This is a genomic window from Chryseobacterium vrystaatense, from assembly GCF_000737765.1.
GTDB lineage: Bacteria > Bacteroidota > Bacteroidia > Flavobacteriales > Weeksellaceae > Chryseobacterium > Chryseobacterium vrystaatense.
In genome coordinates this window covers 198,622-217,768 of record NZ_JPRI01000006.1, presented here as the reverse complement: position 1 = coordinate 217,768, position 19,147 = coordinate 198,622, and the positions used below count along the sequence as shown (strand labels likewise).

Annotated in this window: 14 protein-coding genes; 10 read left to right on the top strand and 4 right to left on the bottom strand. The window is 36.7% G+C overall.

From position 1 onward, the window contains the following. Window positions 1-3: 3 nt before the first annotated feature. The 3 genes from IW16_RS16720 to IW16_RS26175 all read left to right on the top strand — a co-directional run bounded on the left by IW16_RS16720 (window position 4) and on the right by IW16_RS26175 (window position 1,737). The gene (locus IW16_RS16720; RefSeq protein ID WP_034746824.1) at window positions 4-870 is read left to right on the top strand and encodes an MBL fold metallo-hydrolase; all 867 of its coding nucleotides are present in this window, start codon (window positions 4-6) and stop codon (window positions 868-870) included. Between the two features lie 9 nt (window positions 871-879). Beyond that, entirely contained in the window at window positions 880-1,509 is a 630-nt protein-coding gene (coaE, locus tag IW16_RS16715; protein WP_034746822.1) for a dephospho-CoA kinase, read from the top strand. A gap of 66 nt (window positions 1,510-1,575) precedes the next feature. Continuing rightward, window positions 1,576-1,737: a LuxR C-terminal-related transcriptional regulator gene (locus IW16_RS26175; RefSeq protein WP_117590660.1), complete on the top strand. Its 162-nt coding sequence runs from the start codon at window positions 1,576-1,578 to the stop codon at window positions 1,735-1,737. Window positions 1,738-2,182: 445 nt separating this feature from the next. Here the strand turns inward: IW16_RS26175 and IW16_RS16710 are convergent, their stop codons facing one another. Both IW16_RS16710 and IW16_RS16705 read right to left on the bottom strand, forming a co-directional pair. Then, the gene (locus IW16_RS16710) at window positions 2,183-3,049 is read right to left on the bottom strand and encodes a response regulator transcription factor (RefSeq protein WP_034746819.1); all 867 of its coding nucleotides are present in this window, start codon (window positions 3,047-3,049) and stop codon (window positions 2,183-2,185) included. Window position 3,050: 1 nt separating this feature from the next. Further along, window positions 3,051-3,629 (bottom strand): GNAT family N-acetyltransferase, encoded by a 579-nt coding sequence (locus IW16_RS16705; RefSeq protein ID WP_034746816.1) that lies wholly within the window; start codon window positions 3,627-3,629, stop codon window positions 3,051-3,053. Between the two features lie 452 nt (window positions 3,630-4,081). Here IW16_RS16705 and IW16_RS26680 point away from each other — a divergent pair, with 452 nt between their 5' ends. The 7 genes from IW16_RS26680 (at window position 4,082) to IW16_RS16680 (ending at window position 9,133) form a co-directional block, all read left to right on the top strand. Beyond that, window positions 4,082-4,243 carry a hypothetical protein gene (locus IW16_RS26680; RefSeq protein WP_165571990.1) on the top strand — a complete coding sequence of 54 codons (162 nt, stop codon included), beginning with the start codon at window positions 4,082-4,084 and terminating at the stop codon, window positions 4,241-4,243. Between the two features lie 12 nt (window positions 4,244-4,255). Then, a complete protein-coding gene (locus IW16_RS26675; RefSeq protein WP_165571989.1) occupies window positions 4,256-4,408 on the top strand; it encodes a hypothetical protein in 153 nt (50 codons plus the stop codon). Window positions 4,409-5,006: 598 nt separating this feature from the next. Continuing rightward, window positions 5,007-5,135 carry a hypothetical protein gene (locus IW16_RS27100; RefSeq protein WP_262485514.1) on the top strand — a complete coding sequence of 43 codons (129 nt, stop codon included), beginning with the start codon at window positions 5,007-5,009 and terminating at the stop codon, window positions 5,133-5,135. 41 nt (window positions 5,136-5,176) lie between these two features. After that, entirely contained in the window at window positions 5,177-5,725 is a 549-nt protein-coding gene (locus IW16_RS16695) for a hypothetical protein (protein WP_131327923.1), read from the top strand. A 129-nt stretch (window positions 5,726-5,854) separates the two neighbouring features. Continuing rightward, window positions 5,855-6,499 (top strand): hypothetical protein, encoded by a 645-nt coding sequence (locus tag IW16_RS16690; protein ID WP_131327922.1) that lies wholly within the window; start codon window positions 5,855-5,857, stop codon window positions 6,497-6,499. Window positions 6,500-6,504: 5 nt separating this feature from the next. Continuing rightward, the gene (locus IW16_RS16685) at window positions 6,505-7,032 is read left to right on the top strand and encodes a TlpA family protein disulfide reductase (RefSeq protein WP_034746803.1); all 528 of its coding nucleotides are present in this window, start codon (window positions 6,505-6,507) and stop codon (window positions 7,030-7,032) included. Next, window positions 7,019-9,133 carry a peptidase domain-containing ABC transporter gene (locus IW16_RS16680; protein WP_051890372.1) on the top strand — a complete coding sequence of 705 codons (2,115 nt, stop codon included), beginning with the start codon at window positions 7,019-7,021 and terminating at the stop codon, window positions 9,131-9,133. The genes IW16_RS16685 and IW16_RS16680 overlap by 14 nt, the downstream gene beginning before the upstream one ends. Window positions 9,134-9,213: 80 nt before the next feature. On the opposite strand, the gene IW16_RS25785 is transcribed toward IW16_RS16680, so the two are convergent. Next, window positions 9,214-14,190 carry a GEVED domain-containing protein gene (locus tag IW16_RS25785; protein ID WP_051890370.1) on the bottom strand — a complete coding sequence of 1,659 codons (4,977 nt, stop codon included), beginning with the start codon at window positions 14,188-14,190 and terminating at the stop codon, window positions 9,214-9,216. 258 nt (window positions 14,191-14,448) lie between these two features. Continuing rightward, window positions 14,449-18,861, bottom strand: coding sequence for a GEVED domain-containing protein (locus IW16_RS16665; RefSeq protein WP_084694571.1), 4,413 nt, complete (start codon window positions 18,859-18,861; stop codon window positions 14,449-14,451). Between the last annotated feature and the right edge of the window lie 286 nt (window positions 18,862-19,147).

The following is a 19,147-nucleotide window of genomic DNA, read 5'->3' as shown; positions in this document are numbered from 1 at the left end:
TATATGAAGCTATATCCAATACAATGTGGAAAATTTAAACTGGATGGCGGTGCCATGTTTGGAGTCGTCCCAAAGAGTTTGTGGGAAAAAACCAATCCTGCAGACGAAAAAAACCTAATTGAACTGGGAACAAGATCCCTACTTATAGAAGACGGCAAAAAACTGATCCTTGTAGATTGCGGTCTTGGCAATAAACAGGACGACAAATTTTTCGGGCATTATTCGCTTTGGGGAGATGACAGTCTTGATAAAAACCTTAAAAAGTTTGGCTTTGTAAAAGAAGACATCACTGATGTTTTTTTTACTCACCTGCACTTTGATCATTGCGGTGGCGCCATTGAATGGAATGATGAAAGAACAGGATACAGACCTGCTTTTAAAAATGCTCATTTCTGGACCAATGAAAACCATTGGCAATGGGCTACAGAACCCAATCCCAGAGAAAAAGCAAGTTTCCTGAAGGAAAATATCCTGCCTATACAGGAAAGCGGGCAGCTAAACTTTCTACCCCTTCCGACTACCGGAAACTATGGTTTTGCTCCGGATCTAAAAATGGATGTGATCTTCGTAGACGGACATACGGAAAAGCAAATGCTTCCTGTCATCCAATACCAGGAAAAAACTATCGTTTTCGCTGCAGACCTTATTCCTACTGCAAGACATATCAACCAGGTCTATGTAATGGGATACGATACAAGACCGCTTCTTACCATGGAAGAAAAAGGAAAATTCCTGAAGCAGTGTGTAGACAATGAATATCTACTGTTCTTTGAACACGATGCCCACAACGAACTGGCAAGTCTTAAAATGACTGAGAAAGGGGTAAGACTGGATCAGATTCACAGTTTTAATGATGTATTTGGATATTAATTTTTGATTATGGAAGAATTACATTCAGAAACACAGAAAGCAGAACCGGAACCATCACCCAAGATCATCGGGCTTACCGGTGGTATAGGTTCAGGAAAGACTACCGTAGCCCACTTTATAGAAGAGTTCGGGTTTCCTGTCTATTACTCCGACGACAGGGCTAAAGCCATTGTCAATGAGAGTGAAGACCTCAAGATCAAGATCAAAGAATTACTGGGCGAAGGAGCTTATGATGCGAATGGCCTTTATGACAGAAAGTATGTAGCAGAAAAAGTTTTTACTGATAAAGACCTGCTGCATGAATTAAATGAAATCATTCATCCAGCTGTAAAGATTGATTTTGAAAATTGGCTGATGAAACAGACTAAATATTTAGTCTTCAAAGAAACTGCATTATTATTTGAATTAAAACTCAACAAGCAGTGCTACAAATCTCTTTTGGTGACCGCAGAGGATAACATCAGAACCAAAAGGGTAATGGACAGAGACGGAAAAACTTATCGCGAAGTAGAATCCATTATGGAAAAGCAGATGCCTGAAAAAGATAAGATCAAACTCGCAGACTGTCTTATTTACAATAACACCAATCTGGAGGATCTCAAGGAACAGACCGAGCGGGTCATCTTCAGTATCGAATAAAAAAAACCTCGTTAGATTTTTCTAATGAGGTTTTTTTATAGTCATTCCTCTCCGTTAATGAAACTTATGAGATCCTTACAGCTCCTCACCTTTTTGTGTCAGGCACTTAATATTTCCGAAGGAACACTTTCAGCTCATTTATCTAATATTTATAAAAAATTAGGGATCAAGAATAAAAAAGGAATCAAAGAAATGAGTAAATCCTACAGAGATGCTCTGGATGTTTAAATATTTTTCATTTACTAATCACAATCCAACTCCATCTAAAAAATATCAATAAAAAAATATTAAAAATTATTGTTATGGTTTTATTTGTAATCGTATCAATAGGTATCATCACCCAGAGATTATATCCTTTTTTGAGTGCTACACAAAATCAATTGCTTATTACATCTGTTATATGTTTATCTATGTTGCTCATCATGTTACTCATAGATGGTAAAAATACACAGTAAAAATAGATTTGACTGCCAGCATTCTGCATGACTATTCACTATACAAAACACCTATTATCAGGAATTTACCTCCATTACTTCGTAGCTTTGACAATTTAAAGGTAAAAGCTTTTGAATTTTTTCTTTGACAGTCTATTTTTGTTTCAGGTAAAAAAACACATTTTTATTTTTTGTATGTGCACGCTACAAAAAATAAATATCCATCATCAGCTAAAGCCCTAAAGATTTTTTTCATTAATTCTTTTTATTAGTTCTTTTTTACTTTTAACATCAACTTTCTTATATATATTGGATAAATGAGTTGATACAGTTTTCTCTGAAATGTTAAGTTTAATACTTATCTCTGCATATTTAATTTTTTTATCATTTATAATCAAATTCAAAATTTCTGATTCCCTATCAGTAAGATCATATGAATAAACTTGTTGTATAGAATTTTTGTATAAAAAATATTCTATACAGATAAAAAAATACCCCAAAGTAAATAGAGTTTGTTCAACTGTCTGATCATCTCCTAATAACAGCATAGTAATAGGCACTGAAGCAACACTAATAATACCGGCTAACCCAGCTAAAGAATGGAACTCCTCATACTTATTTTTAAATCCAAAATAGGAACTAAATTGACTTTTGTAGATAATGTATAATAGCAAAAAGATCAATAAAACTGGGAATACTAGAAATATTCTACGTGAAATCTGTAGGTTATCAGTAATAGTATATGGAATTATAAAACCTACTACTAGATTTACTGATAGAAAAATAATTATATAATTAAACTTTAAATAACTCCTGAATGTCAAATTATAATATAAGGAAAGATAATAGGCATAATACGCAATTGTAACTAAACCAATCGTATACGCGATAATATTTTGGGAAAGAATATTTATTTTCAGGTTTTTATCTGGAAATAATCCAGAACTAATATTATTCAATAAAACAGACAATGTTAAAAGGAAAAACTTATAATTAAAATTTTTATTGCCTTTAGTCTTTAAAATCCCTACGAATACAATCACCAAAATAAATAGCAACGTACATATATATATAAATGTGACAAATTTTATCTCTGAGCCAAACATCTTATTTCAAATATTTTATTAAAAAATAGAAGTCAAACCCAAAATCTTCAACATGATAAATCTCAAAGCCTAGTTTCTCATAAAAAGGGATATTAATTAATGTAGAAGTTTCTAAACAAATAGCATCTGTCTTATCTATATAATAACTTATTATTTGTTTTAAAAAATCACTTCCAAATCCCTGCCCTTGCACTGTAGATTCAACTCCTATAAACCAAAGATGTACAAAATCTATATTCTTGGGAAGATACTTATTTGTTAGATTCTCTTTTTTAAATACTTTGCCAACATTGTTTACACCAACAACAGTAAAAACTAATTTGATATCTAAACATATAGAGTGGAGAGTCATTTTCTTTGTTTTTAAAGGATCTAAAATGATACAACACGCATTATTTTGATCATTTACCCAGACCCATCCATATCTTTTAGCCTTATTGATAGAATAATCCATAAGTCGTAATATTAATGACATGTCATGCTTCCTCTTAAGAATATAATTAACAGATTTATTATTGATAAAAGCCCTCGCTAAAATTGATTTTAGGTGAAACCTCTCTGTCTCATTTAAATTTTTCATATCCTAGTGATTTACAAAGTAAAAAATTACATATTTAGTATCTTTCAAAGAAAAAAAATAAAAATACAAAACACTGATTAACAACATTTTATATCTTACTATTTAAAGTTCTAAATTACATATATATTCTAATAATCTAAAAGAAAATCTAATCTTTTTTTCTCACTCTTGAACATTATCAGAATTTAAGAATGATTACTAAAATCTAATAAATTACTGATTATCAAACGTTAAAAAAGCCTGAGATAAACCCTGAGATAATCTAAGTACTTTTTAAGTGCTTTTTTTTCCAAAAAACTTGATTCAACCTCTTATGTTTGCTTCAGGTAAAAACACAAATGTTTATTTTTTGTATGTGCACAATACAAAGTATAAATAACGCTGATCAGCAAAAAACCCATGCCAGGGATTGTATGGCAAATGATTATTTACTAACTTATAAATTCAAAAAGATGAAAACATTAAATGTTTCGCAAATGGAAGTTTTAAAGGGAGCAAATCCCGGAACAGCTTTTAGCTGTGGTGTAGGTGTTGGAATTGCAATCGGAGGATTTGCAGCAACCGGAGGGCTGTCATTATTAGCCTTGGCTTTATGTATTAACGGAGATTCTTAAAAAATGAATATTATGAAAACATTAGATTTAGAAATATTAGAAAAAATAGAAGGAGGCAAAGGTGACTGGGATGCCTTTCTTGATGGAGTAGCCTGTGGATATGGGCTTGCTACTTCTATAACTTTTTTTGGGGCTCTTCTAGCTTATCACAGTTGTGGCTTTTAATTAATGATGGTGCTGTCAAGATTTTAGACAGCACCAATTTTTTACTATTTAATTTTTAGAAAATTATGAGAAAGAATATTCATATCCTATACCTTGCATTTTGTTCAATTATGATCATTTATTTATTATTTATGAGGAAACCTATTGAAACAGATAGGATTATAAGTTATACTCTTTTTTTGCTTTTAGGGATATTAGGGTATAACAAAATAACTGAAAAATAAGTTTTATTCCGAAAATTCATTTTTAATATATCATTTTTAAACATTTTTGCCTGCTCATTTAACAGTTTGAAAAACTTTATCCTGCATAACGAATGTATACTTTATTTACAAAATACCTGTAATCAATGATTTAAAAACCCTTATCTCCTAACCTTAGTAATTTAAGGATCAATTTAAGGGTAAAAACTTTTGAAATTTTTATCCTTCAGCATAAGTCTGCTTCAGGTAAAAACACAAATGTTTATTTTTTGTATGTGTACAGTACAAAGTATAAATACCGCTGATCAGCAAAAGCCCATGCCAGGGATTATATGGCAAAAAATTTTTTAATAATTCAAAAAATTCAAAACATGAAAAAGTTAAATGTTTCGCAAATGGAAAATTTGCAAGGTGGAAGACCAAAATGTACATGGGGATATGCAGGTACTTTAGCTGCAATGGCAGCTTTAGCTGGTGAGGCTGGTATTTTTGTATTTGGAATAGGAATGTTATACTGTGACTAATTCTAAATAATCAGCAACAATGTTTATTTTTATAAAGATTGTTGTTTAATTTCAAAAAATCATTTAAGATGAACTACATAGAGCTTTATACAAAGAAAAAGAAAATAAGAAAAATATTTGGAAGATATTTTTTACCGTTCTCTGTGAATGAGTATTTTTTACTGTTTAATTTTTTATTGCTGCTTATTTTTCCTGCCATTTCAATTATAAAACAAGACTTTGGCTTTAGCACTCTATTATGTTTGCTTCCCTTCGGTTATCTTATCCTGATTATCTATCATAGATTCTTTACAACAGTAACCACCCACTTAGGGTTTGAAGAAAACGATTTTGTGGTTAAAGAGATTGCTTCTAAGCAAAAAAATATTTACCAATCTAGCAGTATTGCAGGGATATATATCTTTGAGATTTCTGTAAAAAAAGATCAGGAATATATAGTCATTATCTGTGAAAAAGATAGGATCTTAATCAACAGTTTTTACGAAAGAAGATTATTTAATGTTTTTAATAAAAGTCTCAAATCATTAAAAATATTGATTCTTTCTAAAGCCAGTAATTTTTCCAAAAAAAGAATTAATGATCACTCTTAAATTGGAGGTCTGCTAAAGATAAGATCTGTCCTTAAATACCTAGGATTTTTTCCGGTAACTCAAAGACTTCTTGGTATAAGCAAAGAAGTTCGCCTTTAATTATTATTAATTATAATCGATTTAATAAAGATGAAAAACATTCTCCTTTTCATAGGTATCGTCTTGTGCTATTTTTTGCTCACCTATCTGGATAAAACCTATATCACCACCAGTTCCAAAATATTTGATTTTCTTGCCAAAGATTATCCTAATGATATTGTACAAAACTATATGGACAGTCAGAAAAAATGGTGGTGGATAAGCTATGCTGCAACACCATTACTTATTGCAATAAAAGTTCTACTCGTTGCTTTCTGTCTCAATTTTATTAAACTCCTGGACTTACCGGGGTTAGAAAACATAACCTTTTCTGATTTTATAAGTCTTGTTTTAATTGCTGAATCTGTATTTATCATCGCGGGATTCTATAAGTTTGTCAATTTTTATTGGATCGATACAGACTATACCATTGAGAACCTTCAGACTTATTATCCCATCTCTTTATTAAACATTAAAGAATATCTGTCTACGGAAAAGTGGCTTGCCTATCCTTTACAGTTGGTCAATTTGTTTGAGCTGTTTTATTGGGGGATTCTTGCCTGGGGAATCTGGGAGCTTTCGGAACAAAAAGTCAGTTTCCAAAAATCTTTGATTTTAACAACAATAACGTATGGTGTTGGTCTTCTATTCTGGGTAGGGATCGTATCATTCTTTATTTTAAATGCACAATATTAAAGAGGATGAAAAATAAAAAAACTCTAAAAATACTGGCGGCTGTTATTCCCCTTTGTCTCATCGGATTACTCGTGTATCTATTTTATAATTTTCAGAAAAAGAAGGAAAAAACAGATGCCCTTAAAAATGCTCCTGCATTTCATCTTACAACTATCGACGGAGGCACTTTTACACAAGAGAATTTAGCAGAAGATCAGATTAAAATCATTCTGTATTTCAGCCCTGACTGTCATTTTTGTCAGTCAGAAGCAAAGGAACTTTCTACAGTTTATGATCATTATCAAAACATCCAGTGGATATGGGTAGCCAGTGAACCATTAAATGAAATAAAGGAATTTGCCCGGAAATACCATTTGAATACACAAAGTAATATGTATTGGTGCCATGATGAAATGGCCACTTTCTATCGGAAACTGGGAATGAAAACTGTTCCTTATATCCTGGTTTACGATAAAAATAATCATCTTCTCAAAAGAAATGCCGGAGCTATAAAAATAGAAAAACTTTTAACCAGCTTTGATGAAAAAAAATAAACACATAGAGAAAACATTCTCTCTCCAAAAAGATTTAACCGATTGTGGTGTCGGATGTCTGCAATCGCTCGTTCAATATTACGGAGGCAGCATTTCACTGGAAACTTTACGTGAAAAAAGTGGAACATCCAAAACAGGAACCACACTTCTCGGACTGCATCAATGTGCCAATTCTATAGGTTTTGATGCAGAAGGATGCGAGGCGGATACTGAAGCTCTTATGCAACACGGAACCCCCGTTATCTTACATGTTATTATTGATCAAAAATTTGAACATTATGTTATTTGTTATAGTTACCATCCTTTTAAAAATAATCAATTTCTTATCGGAGATCCTGCAAAAGGTTTAGAATACTGGACCAGAGAATATCTGGAAGAAGTCTGGCGATCTAAAACCTGCCTTACCTTAATCCCCAATACTACGTTTCAAAAAAAGGAACAAACAGCTGCAGAGAAAAAAAGATGGCTTAAAAACCTCATCAAAGATGATCAGGAGGTTATTTGTACTATCGTTTTTCTGGGACTTGTTTTTACATTACTGGGAATGTCGATGTCTATTTTTTCACAGAAGCTGATCGATGATATCTTACCGAAGAAAAAAACATCGGTGTTACTGCTAAGTATATCATTTCTTGGATTCCTGCTCTTTGCAAAAGTGATTATTCAGGCCTTGAGGGAACTCTATATCATCAGGCAAAGTCGATCATTTAATGAGAGGATTAACAAAAATTTCTACACTTCCCTCCTCCACCTTCCAAAAATATTTTTCGACACCAGAAAAGTGGGAGATTTTGTAGCACGGCTTAATGATACGCAAAGAATTCAAACGGTCATAAAACAGCTTATTACCAACACAGTCGTTGATGCTCTAGGTGTTTGTATGGCAACAGGGTTCCTTTTCTTTTACTCCTGGAAACTTGCCTTAGTCTGTATTATCATCTCCCCTGTCATTTTTTATATCATCTTTAGTTTCAATAAGAAAATTATTGAATCCCAAAGAAACGTCATGCAATCTTACAGTACCAATGAGGCCAATTATATCGATAGCATCAGAGGAATTGAAGTGATCAAGGGGTTTTCTAAGCAGCAGTTATTTATACAAAGAAATGAGACGATATTCGGATTTTTCCAGACAAAGATTTTTGAACTGGGAAAACTTAACCTCACCATATCTCTATATTCGGGAGTCATTTTGGTTATTTTTCTTCTGCTTATTCTTAGTTTCTCTTCTTACAGTGTCTTAAATGGTGAAATAAAACTTGGAGAATTGATGGCAATCATAGGGATTTCCGGTTCATTACTTTCCTCAACTACCAATCTGGCTTTGGTAACCATACCGATACAGGAAGCTAAAGTAGCGTTCGACAGGATGTTTGAGTATTCTTCATTAGAAAAAGAAAAAACGGAAGGTCTCGAAATCTTGGAACTTCAAACCATTGACATAGAAAATATTGATTTTAGATTCAATGGAAGAAGCAGGCTGCTCAATCACATCTCTTTTTCACTCCAGAAAGGAAATATAACGTGTCTTCTGGGAGAAAGCGGAAGTGGGAAAACCACACTGACAGAAATATTACAAAAAAATTATCTTCCGGAAAATGGAGAAATTATAATTAATAAAAACATTTTGTTAAAAGATATTTCCATAATTAACTGGCGGAGTTTAACCGGTATCGTTCCTCAAAACATACAATTGTTCAATGGAAATATTCTGGAAAACATTATTCTTGATGAACAGGTAGACCAACAAAAATTGCAGGAATTAACAGCATTGGGTTTTGATCAGTTTATAAATTCTTTGCCTCACGGTTTTTTCACCTTGGTAGGGGAAGAAGGAATTAATTTATCAGGGGGCCAGAAACAATTACTTGGATGGATGCGCGCACTGTATCATGATCCACAGTTATTAATTCTGGATGAACCCACCTCATCTTTAGATAAGGAAAACAGAAAGTTTATTTATGATGTAATACAGCAACTTAAATCTGAAAAAATCATTTTGATAATCAGTCATCACATGGAAGATCTGAAAGAAATTTCTGATGAGATTTTAATATTAAAAAATACAGAAATCAAGGCTTCAGCTGTTGCTAAACTCTAAACATCCAAATAAAACTTCAGCAAATATTGCATAAAAAAAGCCCTCATTTCTGAGGGCTTTGTAGATTTGAAATTAAATTATTATTCTTTAATAAATTTCTTCTGTACGGATTTACCGTTGTCTTCGATATCTAAAACATAAACACCGTTGATCAGTTTGCTCACATTGATCTGGTTGTTTAATAAAATACCCTGAGCGATAATCTGTGCTGCTGCATTGTAGATTTTATATTTTGCTTTTTTGCTGATATTCTTCACATACAATACTGAGCTTACCGGGTTAGGGTAAATCATAATATCCGTCTGATTCACTGAATTAGCAACTGCTGGTTTGGAGATTCTCACAGAGTAATCCTCTACCTCACCATTAGCAAATCTTGTACAGTTCACAGGAACTCCGTCTCTCATCAATGCAATTCTCATGACTACATATTTATAGCTTGTCATACTTACAAATGCATCATTAGGTACATTGAATGTTCCTGTCACCGGAGTTGTGGTATTTGGCGGTGATGAAAATACCATTTCATCAAGATCAAAATATCCGTTTCTGTTGAAATCAATCCATACTGCAATTCCTTCATCATGATTGGTTCCGTTCCATTTTTTCTCAATCGTGATCTGATTTCCTGTAGATCCCTGAACCATTTCTATGAATGTACCAGGTACACCTGTATAATCGGTATAGTTTGACGGTCCGGAAGCATTTTCCATTTTAGGTCTTCCATTTGGTGTCACGGTAATTTTGGAAATATGTTCATTTGATGAGTTACCGGAAGCCATCTGACAATACACTACTGTAGGTGTTGTGAAATAGTACGGAGGTGTATAAGTTCCCGATGTACCATTACAGATGTTCACTACCTGCATTTCATATTTAGTATCCTCTAATAATCCTGTTATGGTATGGGTATTTACCGTCAATGGAATGTTGGTCCAGCTCGGAATCCCTACTTTTCTGTATCTCAGAATATAAGTTGCTCCGGGGAATCCTTCCCATACTACTTCAGCCGATGTAGGCGTAAGCTGATTTATCGTTAATCCCGGAGGGGGAAGTTGACAGGTTCTGAGCGTAGTAAATACAACAGGGTTTGAATATGGATTAGGTGTTGCTTCTCCCGTACACTGATTGGCCACCTGCACTTCATATTTTGTATATGGATCTAAATTAGTTAATGAATAGGTATTTGCAGGTGGAGCCGGCAGGTTAACAATGTTCCAGGTAGCTGCTCCTACTTTTCTCCATCTCATCAAGTAGGTAGAGCCTGCTACCAGTGGTGTCCAGGTAACCAAAGCTGAATTGGTCGTAATACTTGTGACTGAAACTCCCGGAGGTGTAGGGTCACATTTTGTTGTAAATACCTTAATGGATGTAAATGTACCTGTTGACATTCCGCAATTGGCAGCAATCTGTACTTCATAAGTAGTAAAAGGAATCAGGTTGTTTAAGGTGTGCGGAACTGAAGTAACATATACTGAAGTCCATGCAGCCGTTCCCTGTACCCTGTATTGCAGTAGGTATGTAAGATTATTGGCTGCTGCTGTCCAGTTAATAACAGCTGAATTATGAGTTATTCCTGTAACGGTCGGATTAGTCGGCATAGCCGTGCTGCATGGTTTTAATTTTACCACATAGTCTTCAACTTCTCCGTTCACTGCATTCTGACACATCACAGGAGCACCTGAACGTCTCAGTACGACTCTCATGGTGGTGTTCAGCGGTCCATTATAAGCCGTGGCAGGAACAGCGAAATTAGCAGTAACCGGGGTGGTTGTATTTGATGGTGCAGTAAGAATCTGTTCTGAAGTTTCAAACTGTCCGTTTCTGTTAAAATCTATCCATGCCGTAACCGCATCACTGCTGGTTGTACCCGTCCATCCTTTAGCGACAGAAATTTTATTCCCTACCGAACCTATTTCGAGTGTAATAAGTGTAGCAGGTGTACTATAGCTCGTGTAGTTGTTCTGTGCTGATGAATTGTCCATTACCGGAAGAGCCGGATTTACAGAAGTAACGGTTACATTTGAAATGTGATCATTCGTTCCGGTACCTGTCATCGGACAGTAAGTCAATGGGGGCGTTGTAAATTGTATAGAAGGAGAGAATGTACTTTGGCTGCCGTTACATTTCGTTGCTACCTGTACTTCATATTGCGTCTGCTCTGTTAAGCCGGGAATAGTATATGTATTTCCGGGAGCGGGTACGGGATCCACTGTAGTCCAGACTGTCGTTCCTGTTTTTCTGTATCTCAGTACATAAGTTGCATTACTTGCAGCGATCCATGAAACATTTGCAGTGGCAGGTGTAAGGTTCGTTACAGTAATATTGGCCGGCGGAGTATTTGTACAAACTGCCTGGTCTATTAGCTTCACCGCATAATCCTCTACTTCTCCGTTGGTAAAGTTACCGCATGCAGCTGGATTGGTGATATCTCTCATTACAACACGCATACGGGTTGTAAGCGGTCCGGAATAAGCCGTAGCAGGTACAGGAAATGTTCCAGTTACCGGAGTGGTTGTATTATTAGCTCCATTAAAAATTCTTTCAGTCGTCTCAAAGGTTCCGTTTTTGTTAAAATCTATCCAGACAGCTACTGCTTTATTTGAGGTAGCGGCTGGCCAGGATTTAGAAATTGAAATGCTGTTATTTACAGATCCACGAACCAGTGTTATCAATTTTGTAACATCAGCTGAATAGTCTGTATAGTTGGCAGCGGCTGATGTATTACTCATCGTATATGAGTTGGTTGCTCCTACCGTTACATTGGAGATATATCCATTATCCGTATTCGTAGAAGCTGCGGCACAATATAGGGTTACGAAAGTCGAAACCGGTGAAAAGGCTCCGGCTGTTCCTGAACATACGTTAGCAATTTGAAATTCATAATGTGTACCTGCTGTAAGAGTATTAAGGGTAACTGTATTCATTGTGGGTGCCGGAGTCACCGTAGTCCACGCTGTAGTTCCAGCAACACGGTATTGAAAAATATAGGTTGCATTGAATGAAGCATTCCATGTAACGGTTGCCTGCGTCTGTGTAATGGCTGAAACTACGATCCCTCCAGGTGCAGTGGTCGTACAGATAGGAAGTGTAGCTATTGCTGCAGTACCAATCGCATAAAATACATTATTGATTGCACTCACTCTGATTTTTGCGGTACCTCCAACCGTCAAAGGAAAAGCAGTGAAGTCCACGGCTTGATTTCCGTCATTTGGGGTTGATGCGGCAACAACATTCCACGTGGCTCCGTTATCTGTTGTAAAATCTATTTTTACATTAGCTGCATTATAGGGTGCTGCATTTGTATTGACTACATTCCAGGTGACATTGGTAGGTCCGTTGTTATATATTGTGGTTGGATTTACTACAAAAGGACCGTTGTTTCCTACGATAATGGTCTGCGTGGCTGATTGGGTCTGCTGCTGATTGGCAATTGGATGGTTATCCCTTACCGTCACCGTAAATTTAGTTGTTCTTGCCACAGTGGATACAGCTTCCCAGAGGCTGTTCGCATTATTCAAAACACCTGCAAGAACAGATGACAGTCTGGGAAAATAACGTGCCGGCACTGCAGATGGCGCCACAGATCTGAAAGAAGGGCCTGTGGCTGTATTCCCAAGATTCGCATTATTGATCACCTCATTCGCAATATCTACTTCTTCCCAGTTATAGGTTAAAGGATCATTTTCTGCATCTGTCGCAGATGCTGTCAAGACAAAAGCGGTTCCCTTGGGAATGTTATAGGTAGTAAGTGGGGTTATTACCGGAGGTGTATTGATAATCGGTGTTTCAACATCACATGTTTTACTGATCAGATTCGCCTGAATAGCAGTAATATTAGTAACATTAAAATAAGGATCTGAATGTGGCTGAACATCAGTAGTGGGTCCGGTAATCCCGGCATAGCCCATAATACTCGAACCTGAACCGGGTTCAACACTGGTAGCAGAACCTAATTGAGGAGGATCATAAGAAAAGCTGTGAACTCCTCCCAACTGATGTCCCATTTCATGGGCGACATAGTCTATATCAAAGTTATCTCCGACAGGGGGATTTCCGCCCGGAGATGTCCATCCGGAACCTTTATCATTGGATGTTGGCAAGAGATTATCCCGGCAGATACAGCCGACACAACCAGCATTTCCTCCAGCTCCCGGAGGAGAAAATAAGTGTCCTATATCATAATTTGCGTTACCGACACCTGCGGTAATGACAGACTGTACCTGAGCATTCCAGCCCACAATACCATTAGCAGTTCCACCCTGAGTTGCAGAGTAAGGGTCTGTAGCAGCATCAGTATAAATTAAGCCTGGATAATTCTGTAAATTAAGGTGCAGGGCAAAATCTTTTTCGTAGACTCCGTTGATTCTCGTAAGGGTGGCATTCATCGCAGCAAGTGCTCCGGCTACAGTACCTCCATGATATTGCGTATATTCTCCACATACCGAAAGAGCAAGTCTTAAAGTCCTGTACTTTTTATCTGAGTTTTTTGCAAAGTCTGCAGGCTGATTAAAGAAAGCTTTTCCTTTGTGATAAAGCTCATCTATATCATGTCTTGCACTTTCACTTTCCTCAGTGGAACATACGAATCCTTTTTTATTTTTTCCTGTTTTCGGATGAATTCTATAAACAGTCTTGGATGAATCAGCAGGGTCAATAAATTGATAATTTCCATCCTGAATGATCATTGACTGAAAATCATTAGGGGCCAAACTGAATCTTAAATATTTGGAAGGATCATCGATCCCTACCCCTACATAAGAACCCAATTGATACTGAGTTTCCAGTTCTTTCACAACAACCGGAAAACTGTAAACAGCAAATTTTTCAATTTTCCCATCCATGGTCGGAAGAGAAATAATAACAGGCTTTGCATTTTTACCTGTTTCCTGTGCTTGGGACAGCGCTGATTTTAGCTGTGAAATATCCAAAGAATAAAATTGGCTAGATTTTGAATCTTCGTCAACTTCTTTTCCATGATACGATGTGGGTGTCCACTGGGCGTGCATCATAGCAAATAAGCAAAGGAAAAAGAAAGAAATAGATTTTTTTTTCATAACTTTTTCTATATTTTGTAATAATCCCACAAATCTAACCTATTTCATGTTAAAAAAAAAACACATTTGATTAAATTAATGAAAAATAAACAACAAAACATTAGATAAATTAAAAAATCACTCAATAAACACAATTACAAATAAAAATTTCAACATTTATTGAATTATCAGTTAAAAACATTCTACAATAAACCAAAGTCACTTGATATCATAAAAAAAGCCCTCATTTCTGAGGGCTTCATTTATTGGAAATTGAAGTTATTCTTTAATAAACTTCTTCTGAACTGTCTTACCGTCATCTTCAATATCTATAACATAGACACCGTTGATCAGTTTACTTACATTAATCTGATTGTTCAGTAGGATACCGTCACCGATCACCTGTCCTGCTGCATTGTAAATTTTATATTTCGCTCTTTTGCTGATATTCTTCACATACAATACTGAGCTTACCGGGTTAGGGTAAATCAGGATATCCGTTTGGTTAACAGAATTAGGTACTCCAGGTTTAGAAATTCTTACTGAGTAATCTTCTACTTCACCATTGGCAAAGTTAGTACAGTTTACTGGAATTCCATCTCTCATCAAAGCAACTCTCATCACGACGTACTTATAGTTTGTCATGCTCACAAAAGCATCTACCGGTACGTTGAATGTTCCTGTAACGGGACTCGTTGTATTCGGTGGTGAAGAGAATACCATTTCATCTATATCAAACGATCCGTTTCTGTTGAAATCAATCCATACGGCAACGCCTTCGTCATGATTCGTTCCATTCCACTTTTTCTCAATCGTGATTTGGTTTCCTGTAGATCCCTGAACCATTTCAATAAATGTTGCAGGTACTCCAGTATAGTTTGTATAGCTAGATGGTCCGGAAGCATTCTCCATTTTAGGTCTTCCGTTTGGTACTACCGTAACTTTAGAGATATGCTCGTTCACAGAATTTAGAGAACCCATCTGACAATAAACCACTGTAGGTGTAGTGAAATAATATGGAGGTGTGTATGTACCCGGCGTACCGTTACAAACGTTCACAACCTGCATTTCATATTTCGTTTCTTCCAATAATCCTGTTATGGTGTGGGTATTCGTGGTCAAAGGAACATTAGTCCAGCTCGGAATTCCAACTTTTCTGTATCTCAGGATATAAGTCGCACCCGGGAAGCCTTCCCATGTAACTTCAGCCCATGTAGGGAAAAGTTGAAGGATCGTAAATCCTGGAGGTGGAAGGTCACATATTCTTTCCGTAGTAAATACTTTCGGATTTGAGTACGGGTTAAGTGTATTTTCTCCAACGCACTTATTGGCCACTCTTACTTCATACTTTGTATATGGATCAAGACCGCCCAACAGGTAAGTATTGGTAGGAAGAGCAATATTGTTGATTTGAGTCCATGTAGTAGTTCCTACTTTTCTCCATTCTACTGTATAAGTAGAACTGGCTGAAAGCGGTGCCCATGTAATCAATGCAGAGTTTGTCGTAATATTACTTATGGTAACATTCGGAGGTGTAGGATCACATCTTGTTACGAATGTTTTAATAGGTGTAAATGCACCGATAACATCTCCACAAACTGTAGCCACCTGAACTTCATAAGTGGTAGCCGGAATTAAACCGTTAATTACCAGAGGAATGTTACCTAACAATGTAGAAGCATACACATCTATCCATGCTCCCGGAGGAGTTGCCACTGCTCTGTATCTTACCAGATAGCTTACGTTGGTTGCACTTCCTGATAAAGCAATAGACACAGAATTATGAGTCGGCGTAAATACCGGTGCGTTTGGCAGGGCATTACTACATGGTCTTATTCTTACAGCGTAATCTTCAACTTCACCATTAACAGGGTTACTACACATTACCGGAGCACTTGTACGTCTAAGTACAACTCTCATGGTAGTCGTAAGCGGTCCTGTATAAGCACCTGCCGGAACAGAGAAGCTATTATTGAAAACAGGAGTTGTAGTACTTGATGGAGAAGTAAGAATTTGCTCAGAAGCTTCAAACACTCCGTTTCTGTTAAAGTCAATCCATGCGGTAACCGCATCACTGTTTGTTGAGGTCAACCATCCTTTAGCCACTGAAATCTTGTTGTTAATTGAGTTAGCATCAAGAGTAATAAGTGTTGCAGGTGTATTATAACTGATATAATTGGTCTGTACAGAAGTATTGTTCATTACAGGTACACCAGGGTTGGAAGAAGTAACCGTTACATTAGCAATGTGGTCGTTAGTTCCCGTTCCTGTCATTTGGCAATATGATATTGGTGGTGTAGTAAATGGTACTAACGTTGAATATCCACCCAAAGTACCACTACATCTGGTTGCCACCTGAACTTCATACTGAGTCTGTTCTGTTAATCCTGGAGTAGCAGGAGTTGTATATACATTTCCAGGAGCTGGTACCGGATCTACAGTAACCCATCCGGCTGTTCCTGAACCCACTTTTCTGTATCTCAATGAATAAGTAGCTCCCGTAGCAGCAACCCAAGAGAATGTAGCTGTTGTAGCTGTAAGGTTTGAAACCGTAAGACCAGTTGGAGCAGCAGTTGAACATACCGGCTGATCAATAAATCGTACCGCATAATCTTCTACTTCACCTTCACTAAAGGTTCCACAAGCCTGAGGTACATCAAAGTATCTCATAATGACACGCATACGGGTTGTAAGTGTACCATTATAAACATTTGGTAATGCCGGTACTGTGAAATTATTATTGGTTACCGGAGTAGTTGTATTATAAGTGGTATCCAATATTTTTTCACCAACTTCAAAGATCCCGTTTCTGTTATAATCAATCCATGCAACTACAGCATATGAACTTGAAGTAGCAGGATAATATTTAGTAACACTGATTTTGTTATTGCTGGAATTTCTTACCAATGTAACAACTCTGGTAGGATCCGTAAAATAATCTTTATAACCATCATACGCAGAAGCACTTACCATAAGAGGTGCATTCGTAGGAGTAACAGTTACGTTACTGATGTAACCTGATGGGGTTGTTGTACCCGTAGGATTAGCAGTACAATACGTAAGAGCAGGAGTCGTAAAGTTGACACTGGACGAGAATGCTCCCGTCGTACCACCACATACCGTAGCGATCTGAACTTCATATTGTGTTGACTCTGTAAGGTTCAGCAAAGTAGTCGTACTTGTAAGCGCTGTATTGATATTCACAGTAGTCCATGCTCCACCTGTTATAGGTCTGTATCGTACGACGTAGGTTCCTCCTATTGTTGGAATCCATGAAACAAGAGCAGTACTTGGAGTTACATTGGTAACTGTAATATTCGTAGGTGGCACTGCTGCATTACAAGGCTGTAAACTAATTACAGACAATGTAAAGTCTACGTAGTTCCCCCATGGAGCAGGTCCACAAGGAGTAAGAGTCCCTGAGTCTGTCGTCGCAGTTCTTACTCTGTAATTTCCAGCAGGCTGCCCAGCCGGAATTGCGATTGTTCCTGTTGCTGATGCAGTCCAGGCCGTAGTGGCCAGGATCGTTTCCCCCGGGTCATTAAAATTCATATTATTATTCCAGTCTACCCAGATATAATGATGATATGTACTGGTTCCGCTGGTTGTTAAATTCACAGCCACAGAACCTGTAGGTATTGCTAAAACAGTTGAGGCAGAATTGTCAACATATCCTGTAAAGGAGTTAGCTGTATAATTTAAATTCGAAATCCCACCTGTTGTAGTAATATTATTCAGGTAATAGGTCTGTGAGCTGGTACCTGCTGATGGAGTACAATATCCTGTAAGTACAGTTACCGGACCCATCCATGTACTCTGGTCTGTCGCGCTACATCTTGATCTTACCCATACGTAGTATGTGGTATTTGGAATTAACGGAGAAAGCGTCGTACTGGTTCCTGTAGTTATCGTTTGTGATGGTGGTGTTGCAGTCGTTGGGGCTGTAGGAGATGTAGTGTAATATACATCATATCCTCCTGCCGGAACAGAAGAAGGAGCAGTCCAGCTGATGAATGCGCTTGTTGTCGTTACCGTTCCTAAAGTTACTCCCGATGGTGGTATACATGTAGGAGCAGGACCAAAAGTTAACTGAACATTAGGTCTGCTTCCAGAAGTTGTCCCGGTCCCTGTAGGTGCCGTAGTATCCTGCTGGATATACATATGTCTTGAAGTAGCAGTAGTATAGGTGATTGCACCCCCTGCAGATGTTCCTCCACCGGAACCTCCAAAATTGGTTTCAACTAAAACGACAAGGTTATCTGTACCGTTGTAATAATGCGAATTTTGCAGTGTAACAGTGTTCCATCCTGTAGGCAAACTGGCTATGTTACCAGTATACACTAAAGTGGCTCCAGTAGTTGATGTAGCCCAATCTTGTGACGTAAGGGTAGTGGTTGCGCTTGGAACAGATTTTATATAAATCTTTACCGGAAGGTTAACGCTCGTTGCAGCAGTAGAATTCCATGCTACAGACAGAACACTTCCTCCGGCAGGAACACCTATTTCTGCTGCAGTATAAAGTGAAGCAGATCTTTCAAATCCAAAGAAAGAACCCAAAGGATATCTTTGAGTAGCCGTTCCGGCACCAATTGTAACCGTTTGTGCCTGTGTAAACAGCCCGAAGACCATACACAGCAATGTTATGAGCACCCTGAAGGGCCTGCTCGTTTTACAGAGTAAAAATACACTCATATTTTTTCAAATTTAAAATGATAATAATAGTAAGTAAGTATAGTGTTTCCTTTTTTTTGGTGTTCCAATATACTTTTGGAACATCCTTTTACAGATAATCTGTACTGAAAAAAAATAGTTTTTAGGTCATACGCTAATATTTTAATAATTACACAAATCTACTAATTTTTCCATTATTAATACATTTATTCAAATATTTTTTTGTTAAAATTCCATGATAATAGCATATTTTATACATTAAAATATAAAATCCCCAGAAGCTCCTGAGGATTTTATATTTTCAATT

What these genes read in the sequence shown, in the direction of transcription:
- IW16_RS16685 (WP_034746803.1), top strand. Translation starts at nt 6,505, where the DNA reads ATGAAAAATAAAAAAACTCTAAAAATACTGGCGGCTGTTATTCCCCTT.
- IW16_RS27100 (WP_262485514.1), top strand. Translation starts at nt 5,007, where the DNA reads ATGGAAAATTTGCAAGGTGGAAGACCAAAATGTACATGGGGATATGCA.
- IW16_RS16690 (WP_131327922.1), top strand. Translation starts at nt 5,855, where the DNA reads ATGAAAAACATTCTCCTTTTCATAGGTATCGTCTTGTGCTATTTTTTG.
- IW16_RS16665 (WP_084694571.1), bottom strand. Translation starts at nt 18,861, where the DNA reads ATGAGTGTATTTTTACTCTGTAAAACGAGCAGGCCCTTCAGGGTGCTC.
- IW16_RS16680 (WP_051890372.1), top strand. Translation starts at nt 7,019, where the DNA reads ATGAAAAAAAATAAACACATAGAGAAAACATTCTCTCTCCAAAAAGAT.
- IW16_RS16710 (WP_034746819.1), bottom strand. Translation starts at nt 3,049, where the DNA reads ATGTTTGGCTCAGAGATAAAATTTGTCACATTTATATATATATGTACG.
- IW16_RS16705 (WP_034746816.1), bottom strand. Translation starts at nt 3,629, where the DNA reads ATGAAAAATTTAAATGAGACAGAGAGGTTTCACCTAAAATCAATTTTA.
- IW16_RS25785 (WP_051890370.1), bottom strand. Translation starts at nt 14,190, where the DNA reads ATGAAAAAAAAATCTATTTCTTTCTTTTTCCTTTGCTTATTTGCTATG.
- coaE (WP_034746822.1), top strand. Translation starts at nt 880, where the DNA reads ATGGAAGAATTACATTCAGAAACACAGAAAGCAGAACCGGAACCATCA.
- IW16_RS26175 (WP_117590660.1), top strand. Translation starts at nt 1,576, where the DNA reads ATGAGATCCTTACAGCTCCTCACCTTTTTGTGTCAGGCACTTAATATT.
- IW16_RS26675 (WP_165571989.1), top strand. Translation starts at nt 4,256, where the DNA reads ATGAAAACATTAGATTTAGAAATATTAGAAAAAATAGAAGGAGGCAAA.
- IW16_RS26680 (WP_165571990.1), top strand. Translation starts at nt 4,082, where the DNA reads ATGAAAACATTAAATGTTTCGCAAATGGAAGTTTTAAAGGGAGCAAAT.
- IW16_RS16720 (WP_034746824.1), top strand. Translation starts at nt 4, where the DNA reads ATGAAGCTATATCCAATACAATGTGGAAAATTTAAACTGGATGGCGGT.